Consider the following 18,631-nt stretch of genomic DNA (forward strand, 5'->3'; position numbering starts at 1 on the left):
CATGAAATTAAAAAATCTTTATTTAGGAATTATAGCATCTGCTTTCCTGTTTGCATCTTGTAGCAGTGATAATGATGACAATAATGATGTTCCATTAGGTGCATACGACAACGGAGTAATTATTTTGAATGAAGGAAACTTTTTGTCTACAAATGCTTCTGTATCTTATCTTTCGAATGATTTAGCTACTTTTCAGAATGATATTTTTAATGTAGTTAATCCAACAGTTGTTTTAGGTGATGTAGCGCAATCTTTAAGTTTCAGCAATGATAAAGCTTTTATTGTGGTAAACAATTCTAATGAAGTAGAGGTAGTAAACCGTTATACATTTAAAAGTCTTGGTACAATTACTGAAAAACTTGAAAACCCTCGTTACAGTGTTGTTTTAAATGACAAATTATATGTAACAAATGCGATTTCTAAAGCAGTAACTGTTTATGATGCTAAAACTTATGCTTATTTGAATTCAATTTCACTAGGCAAAACAGCTGAAAAAATTGTAACTGCAAACGGAAAATTATATGTTACAAATGCTGCTTATGGAAGCGGAAGTGAAGTAACAGTTATCAATCCGTCTACTAATGCGGTAACTACAACTCTTACTCTTGAAAACGGAATCAACTCTATTGAAGCAAATAATGGAACCGTTTATGTATTAGCTGGAAATAGCACTAAAAGTAAATTATTTAAAATCAATACTTCTACTGATACTGCAACATCTATAGAATCGACTACTGTAAAAGGAGCTTTGAATATGGATATCGATGGAGACAAAATCTATTACACTCAAGGTTTAGGAGTTTATGCAATGAATTTATCTGCTACTACTTTTTCAGACAAAGCTTTATTTTCTGTAGCAGACAACAGTTGGTCAACTTTTTACGGTTTTGGTGTTATTGATGGGAAAATTTATTCAGGAGCTGCTAATGAATTTACTGCAGATGGAACTGTAACAGTATATTCCTCAACAGGTACAATATTAAAAACAGTAACTGCTGGTTTAGGACCAAATGGTTTCTACTCTAATAATTAGAATTAGATTATATTTTTGGATTAAAAAAGGCTTTCATTTCTGAAAGCCTTTTTAGTATTATAGAATTTACTTAAAATCCTTTTGGTGCATTTTTAATATACATACCATGTTTCAATCCGTTAAGAATTTTAGAATCTGTAAGATAAGGATGATTTGGTTCTGAACTATTATCCTGAATTGTTTTAGCTGTTGCACCAGTAATTTTCGAAATCGCCAGGTTCAACAATGGCTCAGATGCATCTCCTAAAACTCCAAAAGTTGATATCCTTTCAAGTTGTTCATACGTTGGTTTCAAACCTTGTGTATAATCTCCAAAATTAACCGAATTTGTAATTTTTAAAACCAGAGGTTGCATCGCATATTTATGATTTGGATTAACGTTTCTCTTCGTCAAAGTTTCAGAATCATAAACCGTAAACGAACCTACGTTTTTACCTGTAGTAGTTTCTCCAATCTGAACCACCTTAATATAAGGCGCCAATCCGTTAATGATTAATTCACTCGCAGATGCTGTACTTGCTGTTGTAAGGATATAAACAGTAGTCAGATTTAAACTGTTTAAGTTTTTAACAAATCTTACATTCAAATCTTCTAAATCTGCATCAGACAAACCTTTCATTTGCTTGGCATTAAATGTCATTTTTGAAAAAACCTGTGTATCAAACTGCCCTGTAATCATACTGGCAAGTTTAGCGGCAGAACTTACTGCACCACCTCCATTATAACGAAGATCTAGAACTAAATCTGTAGCTCCCTGCGCTTTTAATTCACCAAAAGCTTGATTTAACTTATCATCATATTCATCATAAAAGCCATTGTACATCAAATAACCAATTTTATGACTTCCAGAAGTTATTACTTTATTGATAAAAATTGGGTTTTCTTCTAAAATGGTTTTAGTTAAAGCTACCGATTTTCCGTTTAAAACAAAAGTAGTTCCATTATAATCTGCCAAATTCAAAGTATAGCTATCTTGATTTAATAATAAGGCCTGATAATTCGAAGTGGTCAATTTTGTTCCATTTACACTTGTAAATATATCACCACGTTTGATAGCTTTCGTCGAAGCATCAGAATTTGGAATAATATAACGAACATAACCAAAAACATCATTTGAACCAGACTCAACAAGGCTTAGCCTAAAATCAACACCATTGTTTTTTGTAATACCGCTTAGTTCCTGCTCTAAAACTGTATAATCATCCACAATCCAGCTGAAACGATCAACAGCGGTTCCGCTAGGATATTTACTTATTGGTTTATTCAACAAATCCTGAAACAAATCTTCTGGCTTAGAATAACCTCTCAAGAAAGAATTAAAGTCAGATTTTAGATTACGGCCGTCAGCTAAATTAGGAACATCTTCCTGCCATAAATAAACTTCGTTTAAACCTCGCCAGATAAAACTATTAATCTGGACATCTGCTGGAGCTGCAACATCGTCATTATCTTGACAAGACTGTAAAGAAAAGGCGAATAAAAAAAGAAAAAGAATACTCTTTAAAGGTGTTTTCATATCATTAAGGTTTCTACAATAGAATAAACGTAAAAGTAGTATCTTTAGTTTTAGCTTTATAAAAAAGCAGTATTTTTTTTACGTAAAAAATATTTTAGTTTTTGTTGTAACAAATATAATTGTGCCTCGTCTTGAGTATATAAGCTAACGATTAACCATCAGATTAATGAACCAAACTGTATTTATAGAACTGATAAATCCTTTTAAAGACAAAGTTTTTCGTCTGGCAAAAAGGCTGCTTACCAGCACTGAAGAAGCTGAAGATGCGACTCAGGAGGTAATGGTTAAATTATGGAACAAAAAAGAGAATCTGGAAAATTACAATAGCGTTGAGGCTTTGGCTATGACCATGACTAAAAATTATTGTCTAGATCAGTTAAAATCTAAAAGAGCCAGTAATCTGCAAATTGTACATAATAACTTTACAGACCGAGAACCGAGATTAGATAAAAAAATTGAAGATGAAGACAGCTTGGAATGGGTTGAAAGAATTATAAATCAGATGCCGGAACAATTACAGCTGTTAATTCAGCTTCGGGATGTTGAACAATATGAATTTGATGAAATAGCTAAAATTGTCAACATGAACGAAACCGCTATAAGAGTGGCACTTTCGAGAGCAAGAAAAAAAATTAGAGAATCAATGATTAATACACACCTTTATGGAACTAAATAAAATAGAAGATATATTAGAAAAATACTTTCAGGGAGAAACTTCTATTGCTGAAGAAAATCAATTAAAAGAATACTTTTCTTCATCAAATGTTGCGCAGCATTTGGAGCAATACAAACCTATGTTTGGTTATTTCTCTTTAGCAAAAGAACAGAAATCGACGTATGAGATTCCACTACAATCTAAAAAACGTAACGTAGCGTGGTTATCGATTGCAGCTTCAGCTGTTGTTTTGCTGGGAATTGGAACTTACTTTTTTGTCAGCGAAAAAAATGATACTACTGCAGTAGCTTCACAGACAGAATTAGGAACTTACGATGATCCCGAAGAAGCTTTAAAAGCGACTCAAAAAGCTTTGGCTTTATTATCAAACAATGTTAATGTAGGTATTGAAAGTGTACAGTACATTAAAGAATATGAGCAATCAAAAAACAGAATTTTCAAACAGTAATTAAACAAAAATAGACATGAAAAATTTCATTATAACTTTAGTATTCGCATTCGTTTCCACCACTTTTTACGCGCAGGGAGCATTTGACAAATTTGACGGTCAAGACGATGTAACCTCTGTAATTGTAAACAAGAAAATGTTCGATTTAATGAGTAAAGTAAAAGTAGATGCTTCTGATAAAGAAACACAACAATACATTTCACTTATCAAAAAACTGGATTACCTTAAAGTGTTTACCACTAAAAACCCAAAGATCGAAGCTGACATGAAAGCTTCAGCAGATAAATATATCAAAACTGCAGGTCTTGAAGAATTAATGAGAGTAAATGATAGTGGTAAAAATGTCAAAATAATGGTAAAATCTGGCGCAACTGACACCCAAATTAAAGAATTATTAATGTTTGTTGACGGTGCAAAAAATGACGAAACGGTTTTATTATCTCTTACAGGTAATTTTGACTTAAACGAAATCTCAGTATTGACAGATAAAATGCAGCTTCCTGGAGGTACTGACCTTAAAAAAGCTTCTAAAGGCAAAAAATAAAATGAAAGCAACTGTTTTTACCTCGACCCTATTCTTCTTACTACTATTGGTAAGTTGTAATTCTGAACCATCACTTCAAAAATATTTTGTTGAGAATTCGGAGAAAAAAGATTTTATTGCCTTAGATGTTTCACCAAATATTTTAAATGTCGATAAAACAAAATTATCAACAGAACAAAACGAAGCTTTAAATTCGTTTGATAAAATGAATATTCTGGCTTTTAAAGCTGATCCAAATAATCAGGTTCAATTTGAAGCAGAGCGAAACAAAGTAAAAGCAATATTAAAAGATCCTAAATATCAGGAATTAATGAAAATTGGCTCTGGTAAAGACGGTGCTTCTGTAAGCTATGTTGGAAATGATGATAATATTAAAGAGTTTGTCATTTTTGCAAACAGAAAAGAAAATGGTTTTGCCGTAGTAAGAGTTTTAGGCGAAAATATGAATCCTAATAACATTATGACTCTAATGTCAGTTTTACAAAAATCAAAAATTGACATGGAACAGCTAAAACCTTTGCAGCAGTTGATTAAAAAATAAAAACATCTTACTTTTTACATTCAAGAAAGCCTCAATTATGAGGCTTTTCTTTTTTATTTTAAAGAAGATTATACCTACTAATTTTAACTTGGTTTTATTTTGCTGTTGATCAAAAATAATTACATTTACGAAATGAGATTCTCTATTCGCCAAAAAAATCAAATCTCAAAACCTAATTAAACCAGAATTAATATGATACAAAAAACATCAAATGCCTTTATTGCGGCATCTTGGGTTGCTCTTGGAGCAGGAACAATCGGATTTATTGTTGGACTTGCCAGAGCAGAAATGCTTTTAAATGAAAAAGGATATTATTTTACAGTTCTAATGTTCGGACTTTTCGCCGTAGTTTCATTACAAAAAAGTGTCAGAGATCGTCTTGAAAAACTTCCAGTAACTGATATTTATTATGGAATCTGCTGGTTTGGAACGTTGCTTTCAATCGTTCTTTTAGTAGTTGGTCTTTGGAATGCCACGATTCTTCCAAGCGAAAAAGGATTTTATGCTTTTGCATTCTTATTAGCCTTGTTTGGTGCCATTTCGGTTCAGAAAAACACTAGAGACAATATGAACTTCGGTCAAAACGAATAAGCTTAAAACTGTTTAAAATACAAAAAGCTCCAATTTTCATTGGAGCTTTTCTTTTTATACTAGAATTTGAGATTATTTACTCAAATACATTTTTCTTCTAGAGTACAATTCGTAGAATTGATCGTCTTTTAAGTCATCAATAAACAAGATGCTTTCTCCTGTTGACTTCATTTCTGGCCCTAACGCTTTGTTTACGTTCGGGAACTTGCTGAAAGAGAAAACTGGTTGTTTGATAGCATATCCGTTTAATTTCGGGTTGAAATCAAAGTCAGTTACTTTATTATGGCCTAACATTACTTTTGTAGCGTAGTTTACATAAGGCTCACCATAAGCTTTTGCAATAAACGGAACCGTTCTTGAAGCTCTTGGGTTTGCCTCGATGATGTAAACCGTATCATCTTTAATCGCAAACTGAATGTTGATTAAACCAACTGTTTTTAAAGCTCTAGCAATTTTATGCGTATGATCTTTAATTTGCTGCATTACAAATTCTCCTAAGTTGAAAGGAGGTAATGTTGCGTTACTATCTCCAGAGTGAACACCGCAAGGCTCAATGTGCTCCATAATTCCGATGATGTAAACATTTCCATCAGCATCACAGATTGCATCAGCTTCAGCTTCGATTGCTCCTGCTAAATAGTGATCTAAAAGTAATTTATTTCCTGGAATTGCTTTCAACAAATCGATAACGTGCTCTTCAAGCTCTTTTTTGTTGATTACAATTTTCATTCCCTGACCTCCTAATACATAAGAAGGACGAATTAAAAGAGGGAAATCTAAAGTATCAGCTAATTTTGAAGCTTCGTCAGCTGTTTCAGCGATTCCGAATCTTGGGAAAGGAATGTGTAATTCAGTTAATAAATCTGAGAAACGTCCTCTGTCTTCTGCTAAGTCAAGTGCATCAAAACTAGTTCCGATGATTTTTACACCGTATTTAGATAATTTGTCTGCTAATTTAAGCGCTGTTTGTCCACCCAACTGAACGATTACACCTTCTGGTTTTTCGTGTTGAATAATGTCATAAATGTGCTCCCAGAAAACTGGTTCGAAGTATAATTTATCAGCCGTATCAAAATCAGTAGAAACCGTTTCAGGATTACAGTTAATCATGATCGTTTCGTAACCACATTCTTTTGCTGCTAAAACTCCGTGTACACAAGAGTAATCAAACTCAATTCCTTGCCCAATTCTGTTTGGCCCAGAGCCTAGAACGATCACTTTTTTTCTATCGGTTACAATACTTTCATTATCTACAAAACGTTCTCCGTTTGCTTTTTCAATTTCAGCCTCAAAAGTTGAGTAGTAATATGGTGTTTTTGCCTTAAACTCAGCCGCACAAGTATCAACCAATTTGAATACACGGTTGATGTTCATATCTGTACGTAAAGTGTGTACTTCACTTTCCAGACAACTCATCATGTGAGCGATTTGTCTATCTGCAAAACCTTTTTGTTTCGCCTCAAGCAATAATTCTTTAGGAAGGTTTGAAACTTTGTAGTTTGAAATTTCTTTTTCTAAAGTATAAAGCTCTTCATATTGTTTCAAGAACCACATATCGATTCTTGTAATTTCGTGAATGGTGCTCAACGGAATTCCCATTGCAATTGCATCGTAAATTACGAAAACGCGATCCCAGCTTGCATAAGTCAGTTTCTCGATAATTTGCTCGTAATCTTTGTATCCTTTTCCATCAGCACCCAAACCATTTCTCTTAATCTCTAAAGATTGAGTCGCTTTGTGTAATGCTTCTTGAAAAGAACGTCCAATTCCCATAACCTCACCTACAGATTTCATCTGAAGTCCTAAAGTTCTATCAGAACCTTCAAATTTATCGAAGTTCCAACGTGGTATTTTTACGATTACATAATCTAAAGTTGGTTCAAAAAGAGCCGAAGTCGATTTTGTAATTTGGTTTTGTAATTCATCTAAGTTATATCCTAAAGCTAGTTTAGAAGCAATTTTAGCAATTGGATAACCCGTTGCTTTTGATGCTAAAGCAGAAGAACGAGATACACGAGGGTTGATCTCGATTGCTACGATATCTTCTTTTTCGTCTGGTGAAACTGCAAATTGTACGTTACATCCTCCAGCAAAATTTCCGATACTTCTCATCATTAAGATAGCGTAGTCACGTAATTTTTGGAAAGTTGTATCCGATAGTGTCATTGCTGGAGCAACTGTAATCGAATCTCCAGTATGGATTCCCATTGGATCCATATTTTCGATAGAACAGATAATTACAACGTTGTCATTTTTATCTCTCAAAAGCTCCAACTCATATTCTTTCCATCCCATCAAAGCTTTATCAATTAAAACTTCGTGAATTGGAGAAGCTTCAAGACCTCTTGTTAAAAGCTCATCAAAATCTTCTTTCTTGTAAACCACAGCTGCTCCAGTTCCTCCAAGTGTAAACGAAGGACGAATTACAAGCGGGAAACCAAATTCTTGAGCAATTTCTTTTCCTTCTAAGTAAGAAGTAGCCGTTTTTGCAGGTGCAGTTGGTACCTTAATTTTTTCTAAAAGCTGTTTAAACTGCTCTCTATCCTCAGTAATATTAATTGCGTTTACATCAACACCGATTAATCTTACTCCGAAATCCTGCCAGATTCCTTTCTCCTCAGCTTCCAAACACAAGTTCAAAGCAGTCTGACCTCCCATTGTAGGTAAAACAGCATCAATTTGTGGATGTTCCTTAAGAATTTCAATAATCGATTTTGTCGTTAAAGGTTTCAAATAAATATGATCGGCCATAGATGGGTCGGTCATAATTGTTGCTGGATTTGAGTTAATCAAGATAACTTCAATTCCTTCTTCACGAATCGAACGTGCAGATTGAGATCCCGCATAATCGAATTCGCAAGCTTGACCAATAACAATAGGTCCTGAACCTATTATTAAAACGGATTTAATTGATGTGTCTTTAGGCATTTTTTATGTATTGTGTAGTTATATAAAGTACTTTGAAAAAACATTCGTAGTCTATTCTAAACTAGAATGTTGCGAAATTTTTTACCGACAAGGTATAAAAAAAGGCGATACTAAAAAAGTAATCGCCTTATGTATGTTTATACAAACATTATTTTTTGTGTCTAGGCTCGCTAGAAACAGTTAATTTATGTCTTCCTTTTGCTCTTCTACGCGCTAGAACTTTTCTTCCATTCGCAGAAGCCATTCTGTCCATAAATCCGTGCTTATTTCTTCTTTTTCTTTTCGATGGTTGAAATGTTCTTTTGCTCATTGCTTTGTATCTTTAAAAATGGTATCTATTAACTCGTTTATTTGGTTTTGGATATCGTTGTTCAAAAACCGAGTGCAAATATACAAAGACTTTTTTTTCTGGCAAGTACTTTTATAAAAATATTTTTAATTCCTTTTACTATCTTTGCAATCACAAATTTACATTAATTATGTTTCATAAAAATATTAAACTTATTTTGGCCGGACTTCTAGTCGTAGCGGGCATTTGGCAATTTACAGAGAGTAATATTGGGAATGGTATATTCCTTATTTTATTAACTGCTATTCCAATTTTTCTTTATTTTAAAAACGAATTTATCCTTTTAGCCTTCCTTAAATTAAGAAAACAAGACTTCGAAGGTGCAAATAAATGGTTATCATATATCAAAAATCCAGAAGGAGCATTAGTAAGAAAACAACAAGGATACTTAAATTATTTACAAGGTATCATGTTATCTCAAACCAATATCAACCAAGCTGAGAAACATTTCAAAAAAGCAATCGAACTTGGACTGTCAATGGATATGGATTTAGCTGTAGCTAAATTAAACCTTGCTGGAGTTGCAATGTCTCGAAGAAGAAAGCTTGAAGCGACTAACTTATTAAACGAAGCTAAAAAGTTAGACAAACAAGGTATGCTGAAAGAGCAAATCTCTATGATGAAAGAACAAATGAAGAAAATCTAAATTCTTCGAATCAATTTTCAATATATAAAATCCCAAATTCCAAAAGGAGTTTGGGATTTTTTATTTTAGATTACTGAATTTAGATTTTAGATTTTTCTCATTTTATGTGTCTTCCTGAGCGAAGTCAAAGGACACGTAAAGTAAAAAAATACTGAATAGATTAAGCATGAGACCCTTCGACTTTGCTCGGAAAGATAAGCTTTGTGTTTACTTTAATCTAAATCTTTATCAAAATTTAAAACTTTGACAAAGAAATCTCAAATCAAAATTTTGGAATTTGGAGTTTAAAAAAAATAAATTTTAATCCTCCAATATAATAGAAGGCAAATTCTCATTCAGCCATTTATATTTATTTAAGATCATAATATGAGTTCCTCCTTTTACCAAAATGCATTTATCAATATATTTAATTGGAAAAACCTCGTCTTGATCTCCATGAATATGAATTACATTTTCGTCAATTTTATCTCGATCCCATAAGATTACAGTTTCTACTGCCCATTGTAGATAACCTAAATCACGAACAGCTAGAAATTTCTCATATAACTTAATTCTTTTATTTACTTTTTCTCCAAAAGAAAATTTGGCCAGTTTCTCTATATTTAAAATCAACTGCATTGGAATTAGTTTATATGCTTTTGTCCTCTTTCCTATTTTCATTCTTCTAGGAAACTCCAAATTGCTTCTAACACTCGATATAATAATTACTTTTCGTGTATTTATATGTTTTGCAATTTCCTGAACCAAAATCCCTCCAAAGGAAACTCCAATTAAAACAGGATTTTCATGCTTGATATTTTTACTAATGCGAAGCGCATAATCTGACAAGGATTCTTTAGGATTTGGAATTTCCCATTCCAAAAGACACATTTCAAAAACATTCTCATCCAATTTAATTCTTTCAAAAATAGATGAACTTGCCGCCAGACCAGGCATAAAATATACTGGAATTTTACTCATAACATTAAAATGAAATTACCATTACTACATTTATTCTTTAGAATAAATGTACTTTTTTTAATAGTATGACAATCAAATTTCAGACCTAATTTCTCATCAAATCCAAAAAAAACAAACTTAACAGCTATGTCTTAAAGTTTACAGCTTAAAAAAATAATTCAATATTGAAAATCAAATGATTACCTTTGCATCAGAAATAATTATGTCTTTAAAATCTTATAAAGAATTTTCTTTCATTACTATTTCGGATCCCAAATTCACTATTTACACATAACCTAATCAAGAAATTACTATGGAAACGTTTGTAACTATGGAAATCAAAGACAACACTTTTGCACGCCAATTTGAAACTGTCGTACCCGAAGGAATGCTGGCAGTTGAGTACTCATTTCAAGAGAAAAAAATTTTCTTAACCAAAATCAACACACCTGACTCTTACGAAAACGAAGAAGCAATTAACGCTTTGCTTAAAAATGTTCTAGAGTTAAGTTCTGAGAAAAACTACAGAGTAGTTCCAATTCATCCAAAGATTGTTTCATTCTTCAAAAAAAACCCAAGATACAAGGAATTACTTCCTCCAGGAATCAGGATTTAAAAATCCCCAATTAAACGGAGCCACAACCCTCCGATTACCATATAAATAAAGAGCATTACCAAACCAGTCACGAGTCCTTTGACCCACCAGCTCTTTAGATCAACATAACCGCTCCCAAAGAATACGGGTGCCGGACCGTGACCGTAATGCGTTAAAGTTCCGTAAAGCGAGCCTATAAACCCAAGCATAAAAGCTAATAACAAACCTGGAATTCCAAGCGAAATTCCAACTCCCAACAACGCCGCATACATTGCCGCTACATGTGCTGTTGCACTGGCAAAAAGATAATGGCTAAAGAAATAAACCAAAACAATTATCGGAAAAGCCATCTGCCAACTTAAACCTCCTATTTGCGCTTTTACTAAATCACTAAACCAAGCTATAAAACCTAATTCATTGAGCGAACTGGCCATCATTACCAGAACAGAAAACCAAACAATAGTGTCCCATGCTCCTTTTTCGGCTTTGACATCATCCCAAGTTAAAACCGAAGTTAAAAGCAGAATTACCAACCCAATAAATGCTGTTGTTGTGGCATCAATTGAAAACAAATCGCCTGTCATCCAAAGAAACAACAAGATGAAGAACGTCAAAAGCATCATCCACTCATTTCTGGTTATAGCACCCATTTCTTTTAATTTTTGCGCTGCAATCTGCGGAGCATCACCAGTTTTCTTTAATTCTGGCGGATATATTTTATACAACACAAACGGAATTACAAAAAAAGCACACAATCCTGGAACAATCGCCGCAATAGCCCATGACATCCAAGTAATTTTTATCCCCAAATTCAACGCAAATTTTTGACACATTGGATTACTTGCTGTTCCAGTCAAAAACATAGAAGATGCAATCAAATTCATATTATAACTGTTTAAAGTAAGATAGGAACCTAATTTTCTATGGGTTTCAGGCTGATCAGGCATCGATCCAAAACTCATTGACATAGATTTCATAATAGGATAAATAATCCCTCCTCCTCTTGCTGTATTACTTGGAACAGCTGGCGCCAAAACCAAATCAGCCAGTCCTAAACCATAAGCCAATCCTAAAGAACTTTTTCCAAATATTCTAATGAATAAAAAAGCAATTCTGTTTCCTAAACCTGTTTTTATAAAACCTCTCGCAATAAAGAACGAAATTCCAATCAACCAGATCACTTTATCTCCAAAACCTTTTAGCGCCAGTGTGATCGACTTACCTGGATCTCCAGGTGCCAAAACTTGTGTGAAAGCTGTTAAAGCAATTGCAATCATACACATGGTTCCCATTGGAGCCGCTTTCAGAATAATTCCTAAAATCGTAGCTACGAAAATGGCAAACAAATGCCAAGCTTCAGCAACAACACCATTTGGAGCTGGAATAAGCCAAATTGCAATTCCAACAGCAAGTGTAATCAGGGTTTGGGGAATCTGTACTTCTTTCATAATAGCTGGTTTTATATTAATTAAAGTCGGAGCTGTAATTGGATTAAAAATAATTCGTCGTTATAGGTTGACGTATCTGGTACATTTCTGTCGAATCTGTCAATTTCAAATCCCATCTCGATTCGCCCTGTGTAAGCTTTTCCAAATTCCAAACTGATCATTGGCGTGTAAGTCTGCCTTACATTGGAATTTACTTTATAACTTGGATCAAAAGTTTCATAACGACATGACAATTCGAATGCCGTTAGTTTTTTATAATTTACTACGTATCTTAGATTAGGCAGAAAATAAACACCTCGCATTTGATAATTGGAAACATCTCCAACTCTACTTTCAGCTGGAAGAGAAAAATATAAATTATGATTTGTTCCTTGTTTATATTCAATTTGAAGATCAAAACTCATTCGGTCAGTCAGTTTAAAATCACTGGTAATATCTGCTCCAACAGCGAAAACATCTTCTTTGAATACTTTTCCGAAACCTCCGTTTAAACCAAGATTTATTTTATGTTCTTTGGATAATTCAAAAACCCATCTTGTAGAATATTGCTTTCCATTATCCTTATCCATTTCAACATTTTTTCCGTTTCCATTTAAAACAGAAACCGCATAATTGACAGGGATTTTACCAATATCAAAAGCTCCAGTTGCCGAAGCTCCAATCTGGAAACTGGTCCATCCGTTTTTCCCAAATTCATAATACTGATTAGAAAAGTCAAAAGATTTAATGATATCAACAGGAACAAGCTCTTCTATACCAAACGCTGGACGAAATTGACCTCCTGTTAAAGCAATGTATTTACTAAAAGTATATTTTCCATAGGCATTTTCAAGAACTTTACCTTTGGTATCCGATTTGAAATCGGCTAAGTTGACTAAGATTACAACTTCTGTAGCTTCGCTCAATTTGGTATTTAAACCAACACGCATTCTTTTAATATCAAAAGATTGCTGCGTAACATCTCCTGTAGAATGATGAACTCCTAAAACATCGACATTATCGCCGAAACTTTCCAGATACCTTGCCTGTAAAAGACCTTTGAGCTGATATTGCGGGTATTTTATTTCGCTTTCTTCTTTTTTTTCTCCTGCATTAACATCACCTTGAGCATACAGAAATACTGGAGTAAGAAGAAAGAAAAAAATAATCGGAATTAGTAGAATTTTACTCATAGACTTCAAATAGATAAAATGTTATTTTTATATAATGAATTCAAAATCAGTATTCTGCTTTTTATTCTCAAAAAGCTAATTACCTACCGTCAACACGAAATGGGATTACTAAAATAACAAAAAAATGCGTGAGCTGTAAAAAAAATTGCATTAAAATTCTGTTATCAAAAAATCTAAATAAAAAAAGCACAAGAATTAACTTGTGCCTTTTCAATTATTTAGGTCTAAAAAATTACTTTTCTATCTCTCTCATAGAATCCATTTTCTTATGTGCAAGGAAACCTGCAACATCTTCAAAATGTTCTTTTACTCTTTTATTTCCAAATTCAAAGACTTTAGTAGCTAATCCGTCAAGGAAATCACGGTCGTGAGAAACCAAAATTAAAGTTCCATCAAAATCACGTAAGGCATCTTTAATAATATCTTTAGTTTTCATATCCAAGTGGTTCGAAGGCTCATCCAGAATCAATAAATTAACTGGCTCCAACAATAATTTAATCATTGCTAAACGCGTTTTTTCTCCTCCTGAAAGTACTTTTACTTTTTTAGTAATATCATCTCCTTGAAACATAAAAGCTCCTAAAATATTTTTGATCTGCGTTCTGATATCTCCAACAGCAATACTATCAATTGTTTCAAAAATAGTAGCATTCTCATCTAATAAAGCCGCTTGATTTTGAGCAAAATATCCAATTTGAGCGTTATGACCAATATCAACACTTCCAGAATCAACACCAATTTCTTTCATGATTGCCTTAATCATGGTCGATTTTCCTTCACCATTTTTTCCAACAAATGCCACTTTCTGACCACGTTCGATTACGATGTTTGCGTCTTTAAATACTACATGATCTCCATACGATTTAGACATTTCTTTCACAATAACTGGATATTGTCCAGAACGCGCTGCTGGTGGAAATTTTAAACGTAATGCAGAAGTATCTACCTCGTCAACCTGAACAATCTCCAGTTTTTCCAACATTTTTACACGAGACTGAACGGCATCTGTTTTAGAAAATGTTCCTTTGAAACGATCAATAAAAGCACGATTCTCTGCAATCATTTTTTGCTGTTCGTCATATGCTTTCTGCTGATGGATACGACGGTCTTTTCTTAATTCTAAGTAATGTGTATATTTTGCTTTATAATCGTAAATTCTTCCCATCGTAACTTCAATAGTACGGTTGGTAATATTATCAACAAACGCTCTATCGTGAGAAATTACTACAACTGCTTTTGCTTGATTTAATAAGAAATCTTCCAACCACTGAATACTTTCGATATCCATGTGGTTCGTAGGCTCATCCAGCAAAATTAAATCTGGTTTTCTTAAAAGAATTTTAGCCAATTCGATACGCATTCTCCAACCTCCAGAAAACTCAGAAGTCTGACGTGTAAAATCTTCACGTTCAAAACCTAAACCAATTAAAATCTTTTCAACCTCTGCTTCGTAATTCACTTCTTCGATCGCATAAAATTTCTCGCTTAAGTCTGAAACTCTTTCAATCAATTTCATGTATTCGTCACTTTCATAATCCGTACGAACTGTTAATTGCTCATTGATTTCGTCTATTTCAGATTTCATTTTAAAAATCTCACTGAAAGCTTTAGATGCCTCTTCCATAACAGTTGCACCATCTTCAGTCAACAAATGCTGAGGCAGATATGCCACTACAGCTTCTTTTGGAGCAGAAATACTTCCAGTTGAAGGTTTGTTTACTCCTGCAATTATTTTCAAAAGTGTAGATTTTCCTGCACCATTTTTACCCATAAGGGCAATTTTGTCATTTTCATTAATAGCAAAAGAAACATCGCTAAAAAGTGTAGTTCCACCAAACTGAACCGAAATATCGTTAACTGTAATCATTTGTTTTTGTGAATTTTATTTAATCGGTTAGCTTTTTATTGAACTACCCTGTTTTTTCGTGCTGCAAAGATAGATTTAATTAGATAATGTGCCAATTTGAAAATTAGATAATTTTGGAAATGTGTCAATTAGATAATTTACTAATTAATAATACCTTAAATTCTAATAAACGAAACCCTAATCGTTTTTTAATATTTTAAAATTTTAATCTTATCTTGTATAATAATTTTAAATGAAGCAGAATATGAAACCGAACTTAAAACTGACCGTTTACCTGATTGCAGGATTACTATTTGGAATTTCTGCGAATGCGCAAAAGACTGTTATTAAAAAAGAAACTTTACCTGCAAATGCACAGACTTTCTTAAAAACTCATTTCGGATCAAAAAAACCGAGTTATGTATTAGAAGACAAAGAATTTCTTTCTACAGAATACAAGGTTCAATTTGACAAACAGCTTGAAATTGAATTTGACAAAAAAGGAAACTGGAAAGAAGTTGACGGTAAAAATGACAAAATTCCAAAATCTATTATTCCGAAAAAGATTGCTTCTTACATCAAAACAAATTTCCCTAAAGAACAAGTTACTAAAATAGAAATTGGAACTTCTGGTTACGAAACCAAACTAACCAACGGTTTAGAATTAAAATTCAACTTAAAAGAAGATTTCGTTAAGATTGACAAATAACAAAAAAATAAACCCGACAGGTTTTAAAAACTTGTCGGGTTACAAAATTATCTAATTTTCAAATTGCCTAATTATCTGATTAATCTTTTCTCCACTTTTTCGTTTCTTCGAAAACATGTTCTAAGATTGCCTGTTCCGTTTCATCAAAGTCAATATTTCTTCTTGACAAAACCAAACGTGCCGTTTCAAAAGCTTTTTTCGTTACATAAGTCGTAAAACCTGCAGCACCTCCCCAAGAGAAGCTTGGAACAAAATTCCTAGGAAATCCAGAACCAAAAATATTAGCACTTACACCAACAACAGTTCCAGTATTAAACATCGTATTGATACCACACTTACTGTGATCTCCCATCATTAAACCGCAGAACTGAAGTCCTGTTTTTGCGAAACCTTCTGTTTCGTAGCTCCACAATTTTACTTCTTCGTAATTATTTTTCAAATTGGAGTTATTAGAATCTGCTCCAATATTACACCATTCCCCCAAAACAGAATCACCTAAAAAGCCTTCATGTCCTTTATTAGAATTAGCAAAAAGAACTGAGTTTTTGACCTCACCGCCTATTCGAGATCCAGGTCCAACAGTTGTGGCACCATAAACTTTAGCCGACATTTTTACCATTGCATTTTCGCATAAAGCGAAAGGACCGCGAATTGTAGTCCCCTCCATAATCTCCGAATCTTTACCTATATATATAGGACCGTTCGAAGCATTTAAAGTGACGAACTCTAATTTTGCACCTTCTTCAATAAATATATTTTCAGGAGCAATTACGTTTACACTTTTAGGAATTGGCTGTGATTTTCGGTCTTCTGTTAAAAAGTCAAAATCCTGACGGATTGCAGCATCGTTTTTAGAGAAAATATCCCAAGTATGCTCGATAGTAATACAATCATCATTATACTGGATAATTTCATAAGAATCGAAATCGACTTCCTCTTGATTTTCGCTTGCAAAAAACGCTACTACATCTTCACCTTTAAATATGGCTTGATTAGTAGTCAAATTAGAAACCATCTCCGCAAGAGTATCATTTGGTAAATACGCAGCGTTGATCATTACATTTTCTTCCATTTCAACCATCGGAAATTTCTCTGATAAATAATCTTCGGTTATCGTGGTAATTGTAGAACCTAAACGTCTTTCCCATTTTTGACGAATAGTCATAATTCCAACCAAAATATCAGCAACAGGCCGTGTAAAAGTAAAAGGTAGTAAAGCATTCCGAACGGGGCCGTCGAAAAGAATGTAGTTCATAAATAATTGAGTGTTTGTTAAAATATTGATTTGGTTACCTGAGTCCAAAGTTACAAATATTTTACTGGTTTAATAAAAAACCATTTTAACGAAAAGTAATATTTAACGCATAAAAAAAAGCCTTCCAAATTTGGAAGGCTTTTGTATAATGTATGTCTCGTCCTGAAATAAGTTGACATAAAATTGACTTATTTATGAATAATCCAGAATTTAAAAAAGAGCGACGTAGTCAGCGAGATTACAACTTAGGCTTTAAATTAGCCGTTATTTCGCAGGTAGAAAAAGGCGAACTTACTTACAAGCAGGCGCAGAAAAAAATACGGAATACAGGGAAGAAGCACTGTTTTGGTTTGGTTACGAAAATTTGGTAACTTAGACTGGAGCAAACCTAATCTTCTTTTTATGTCAAAATCAAAAGAAACTCCGGCACAGATTATCAAAAGATTAGAAAAAGAACTGGCAGATGAAAAACTGAAAAACATGGTTCTTAATACTATGATTGATATTTCTGACAGTCAATATGGAACTCAAATCAGAAAAAAGTTTTCTCCCAAACCATCAGAAGCATCCGGCAGGAAAAAGGAATAAGTATGTCCTATGCCTGTAGATTATTTGGGATAAGCCGACAATCGATTTATCAGCATGAATCACGTTTACTAATACGCGAAGAACAATTGCTCAAAGTTAGGGAACTGGTTGAAAAACAAAGAAGAATAATGCCTAGATTAGGCACAAGAAAACTTTATTTTTTATTGGAGCATTGTTTTGCTGAAAATGGAATTAAAATCGGTAGAGATGCATTTTTCAAGTATTTAAAAAGAGAGCAGCTGCTTATAAAGCCTGCAAAGAGTTATATTAAAACAACTTTTTCTAAACACTGGCTTCATAAATATCCTAATCTTCTAAAAGATATTAATGTGCATAGGCCCGAACAGGTCTTTGTAAGTGATATAACTTATGTAAAATCATATGAAAGAACCCATTATCTCTCATTAGTTACAGACGTTTTCAGCAGGAAAATTGTCGGCTATCATTTAAGTGACGATATGAGTGCAGAGAATGTTGTTAAAGCCCTGAAAATGGCAGTTAAAAATAGAAAAAACAAACTTGCACTTATACATCATTCAGACAGAGGGCTTCAGTATTGTTCCCAGATTTATCAGAATGAATTAAGAAAGAACAATATTGAACCATCAATGACCGATGGATATGATTGCTATCAGAATGCTTTAGCAGAAAGAATCAATGGGATTTTAAAGCATGAATTTTTAATCTATAAATGTAAATCAGCAGTAGAATTAAATAAATTAATTAAAGAATCTATAGAATGCTATAATCAAAAAAGGCCGCATTTAAGCTTGAAAATGAAAACACCTAATTTTGTATATCAAAAAA

At 33.2% G+C, this 18,631-nt stretch carries 17 protein-coding genes and 1 pseudogene; 10 read left to right on the forward strand and 8 right to left on the reverse strand.

Annotation, left to right across the window (positions count from 1 at the left end; genetic code table 11):
- The first annotated feature begins 1 nt into the window (after nucleotide 1).
- Entirely contained in the window at nucleotides 2-1,033 is a 1,032-nt protein-coding gene (locus GSY47_RS25520; protein ID WP_179006530.1) for a YncE family protein, read from the forward strand.
- 70 nt (nucleotides 1,034-1,103) lie between these two features.
- Here the strand turns inward: GSY47_RS25520 and GSY47_RS25525 are convergent, their stop codons facing one another.
- Complete coding sequence (locus GSY47_RS25525) at nucleotides 1,104-2,549, reverse strand: S41 family peptidase (protein ID WP_179006532.1); 1,446 nt, start codon at nucleotides 2,547-2,549, stop codon at nucleotides 1,104-1,106.
- A gap of 166 nt (nucleotides 2,550-2,715) precedes the next feature.
- Here GSY47_RS25525 and GSY47_RS25530 point away from each other — a divergent pair, with 166 nt between their 5' ends.
- From GSY47_RS25530 to yiaA, 5 genes are all read left to right on the forward strand, one after another.
- A complete protein-coding gene (locus GSY47_RS25530; RefSeq protein WP_179006534.1) occupies nucleotides 2,716-3,225 on the forward strand; it encodes an RNA polymerase sigma factor in 510 nt (169 codons plus the stop codon).
- Complete coding sequence (locus GSY47_RS25535; RefSeq protein WP_179006536.1) at nucleotides 3,212-3,673, forward strand: hypothetical protein; 462 nt, start codon at nucleotides 3,212-3,214, stop codon at nucleotides 3,671-3,673. Before GSY47_RS25530 ends, GSY47_RS25535 begins: the two co-directional genes overlap by 14 nt.
- A gap of 16 nt (nucleotides 3,674-3,689) precedes the next feature.
- Entirely contained in the window at nucleotides 3,690-4,217 is a 528-nt protein-coding gene (locus tag GSY47_RS25540) for a DUF4252 domain-containing protein (protein WP_179006538.1), read from the forward strand.
- 1 nt (nucleotide 4,218) lies between these two features.
- Nucleotides 4,219-4,758: a DUF4252 domain-containing protein gene (locus GSY47_RS25545; protein ID WP_179006540.1), complete on the forward strand. Its 540-nt coding sequence runs from the start codon at nucleotides 4,219-4,221 to the stop codon at nucleotides 4,756-4,758.
- A 192-nt stretch (nucleotides 4,759-4,950) separates the two neighbouring features.
- Complete coding sequence (gene yiaA, locus GSY47_RS25550) at nucleotides 4,951-5,349, forward strand: inner membrane protein YiaA (RefSeq protein ID WP_111424582.1); 399 nt, start codon at nucleotides 4,951-4,953, stop codon at nucleotides 5,347-5,349.
- Nucleotides 5,350-5,421: 72 nt separating this feature from the next.
- Here the strand turns inward: yiaA and carB are convergent, their stop codons facing one another.
- Together carB and rpmH are read right to left on the reverse strand one after the other, a co-directional pair.
- The gene (gene carB, locus GSY47_RS25555; RefSeq protein WP_179006553.1) at nucleotides 5,422-8,277 is read right to left on the reverse strand and encodes a carbamoyl-phosphate synthase large subunit; all 2,856 of its coding nucleotides are present in this window, start codon (nucleotides 8,275-8,277) and stop codon (nucleotides 5,422-5,424) included.
- A 148-nt stretch (nucleotides 8,278-8,425) separates the two neighbouring features.
- Nucleotides 8,426-8,587, reverse strand: a complete 162-nt coding sequence (rpmH, locus tag GSY47_RS25560; RefSeq protein ID WP_008464848.1) for a 50S ribosomal protein L34 — start codon at nucleotides 8,585-8,587, stop codon at nucleotides 8,426-8,428.
- A 169-nt stretch (nucleotides 8,588-8,756) separates the two neighbouring features.
- Here rpmH and GSY47_RS25565 point away from each other — a divergent pair, with 169 nt between their 5' ends.
- The gene (locus GSY47_RS25565) at nucleotides 8,757-9,272 is read left to right on the forward strand and encodes a hypothetical protein (RefSeq protein ID WP_011921618.1); all 516 of its coding nucleotides are present in this window, start codon (nucleotides 8,757-8,759) and stop codon (nucleotides 9,270-9,272) included.
- A gap of 300 nt (nucleotides 9,273-9,572) precedes the next feature.
- Here GSY47_RS25565 and GSY47_RS25570 read toward each other — a convergent pair whose 3' ends face one another.
- Entirely contained in the window at nucleotides 9,573-10,232 is a 660-nt protein-coding gene (locus GSY47_RS25570) for an alpha/beta hydrolase (RefSeq protein ID WP_179006556.1), read from the reverse strand.
- Between the two features lie 292 nt (nucleotides 10,233-10,524).
- Between GSY47_RS25570 and GSY47_RS25575 the strand changes: the two genes are divergently transcribed.
- Nucleotides 10,525-10,827, forward strand: a complete 303-nt coding sequence (locus tag GSY47_RS25575) for a GNAT family N-acetyltransferase (RefSeq protein WP_244165434.1) — start codon at nucleotides 10,525-10,527, stop codon at nucleotides 10,825-10,827.
- On the opposite strand, the gene GSY47_RS25580 is transcribed toward GSY47_RS25575, so the two are convergent.
- From GSY47_RS25580 to GSY47_RS25590, 3 genes are all read right to left on the reverse strand, one after another.
- Nucleotides 10,824-12,254, reverse strand: coding sequence for an anion permease (locus GSY47_RS25580; protein ID WP_179006558.1), 1,431 nt, complete (start codon nucleotides 12,252-12,254; stop codon nucleotides 10,824-10,826). The two genes, GSY47_RS25575 and GSY47_RS25580, sit on opposite strands and share 4 nt — an antisense overlap.
- Nucleotides 12,255-12,274: 20 nt before the next feature.
- Entirely contained in the window at nucleotides 12,275-13,426 is a 1,152-nt protein-coding gene (locus GSY47_RS25585; protein WP_179006560.1) for a porin, read from the reverse strand.
- Between the two features lie 232 nt (nucleotides 13,427-13,658).
- Nucleotides 13,659-15,293, reverse strand: a complete 1,635-nt coding sequence (locus GSY47_RS25590) for an ABC-F family ATP-binding cassette domain-containing protein (RefSeq protein WP_179006562.1) — start codon at nucleotides 15,291-15,293, stop codon at nucleotides 13,659-13,661.
- A 244-nt stretch (nucleotides 15,294-15,537) separates the two neighbouring features.
- Between GSY47_RS25590 and GSY47_RS25595 the strand changes: the two genes are divergently transcribed.
- Nucleotides 15,538-15,981 carry a PepSY-like domain-containing protein gene (locus GSY47_RS25595; RefSeq protein WP_179006564.1) on the forward strand — a complete coding sequence of 148 codons (444 nt, stop codon included), beginning with the start codon at nucleotides 15,538-15,540 and terminating at the stop codon, nucleotides 15,979-15,981.
- 79 nt (nucleotides 15,982-16,060) lie between these two features.
- Here the strand turns inward: GSY47_RS25595 and GSY47_RS25600 are convergent, their stop codons facing one another.
- Nucleotides 16,061-17,236, reverse strand: coding sequence for a GlmU family protein (locus GSY47_RS25600; RefSeq protein WP_179006566.1), 1,176 nt, complete (start codon nucleotides 17,234-17,236; stop codon nucleotides 16,061-16,063).
- Between the two features lie 194 nt (nucleotides 17,237-17,430).
- Between GSY47_RS25600 and GSY47_RS25605 the strand changes: the two are divergent.
- Nucleotides 17,431-18,631 (forward strand): annotated as a pseudogene (locus GSY47_RS25605) (IS3 family transposase); the annotation flags it as partial.

The organism is Flavobacterium quisquiliarum (genome assembly GCF_019308285.1).
Classification (GTDB): Bacteria; Bacteroidota; Bacteroidia; order Flavobacteriales; family Flavobacteriaceae; genus Flavobacterium; species Flavobacterium quisquiliarum.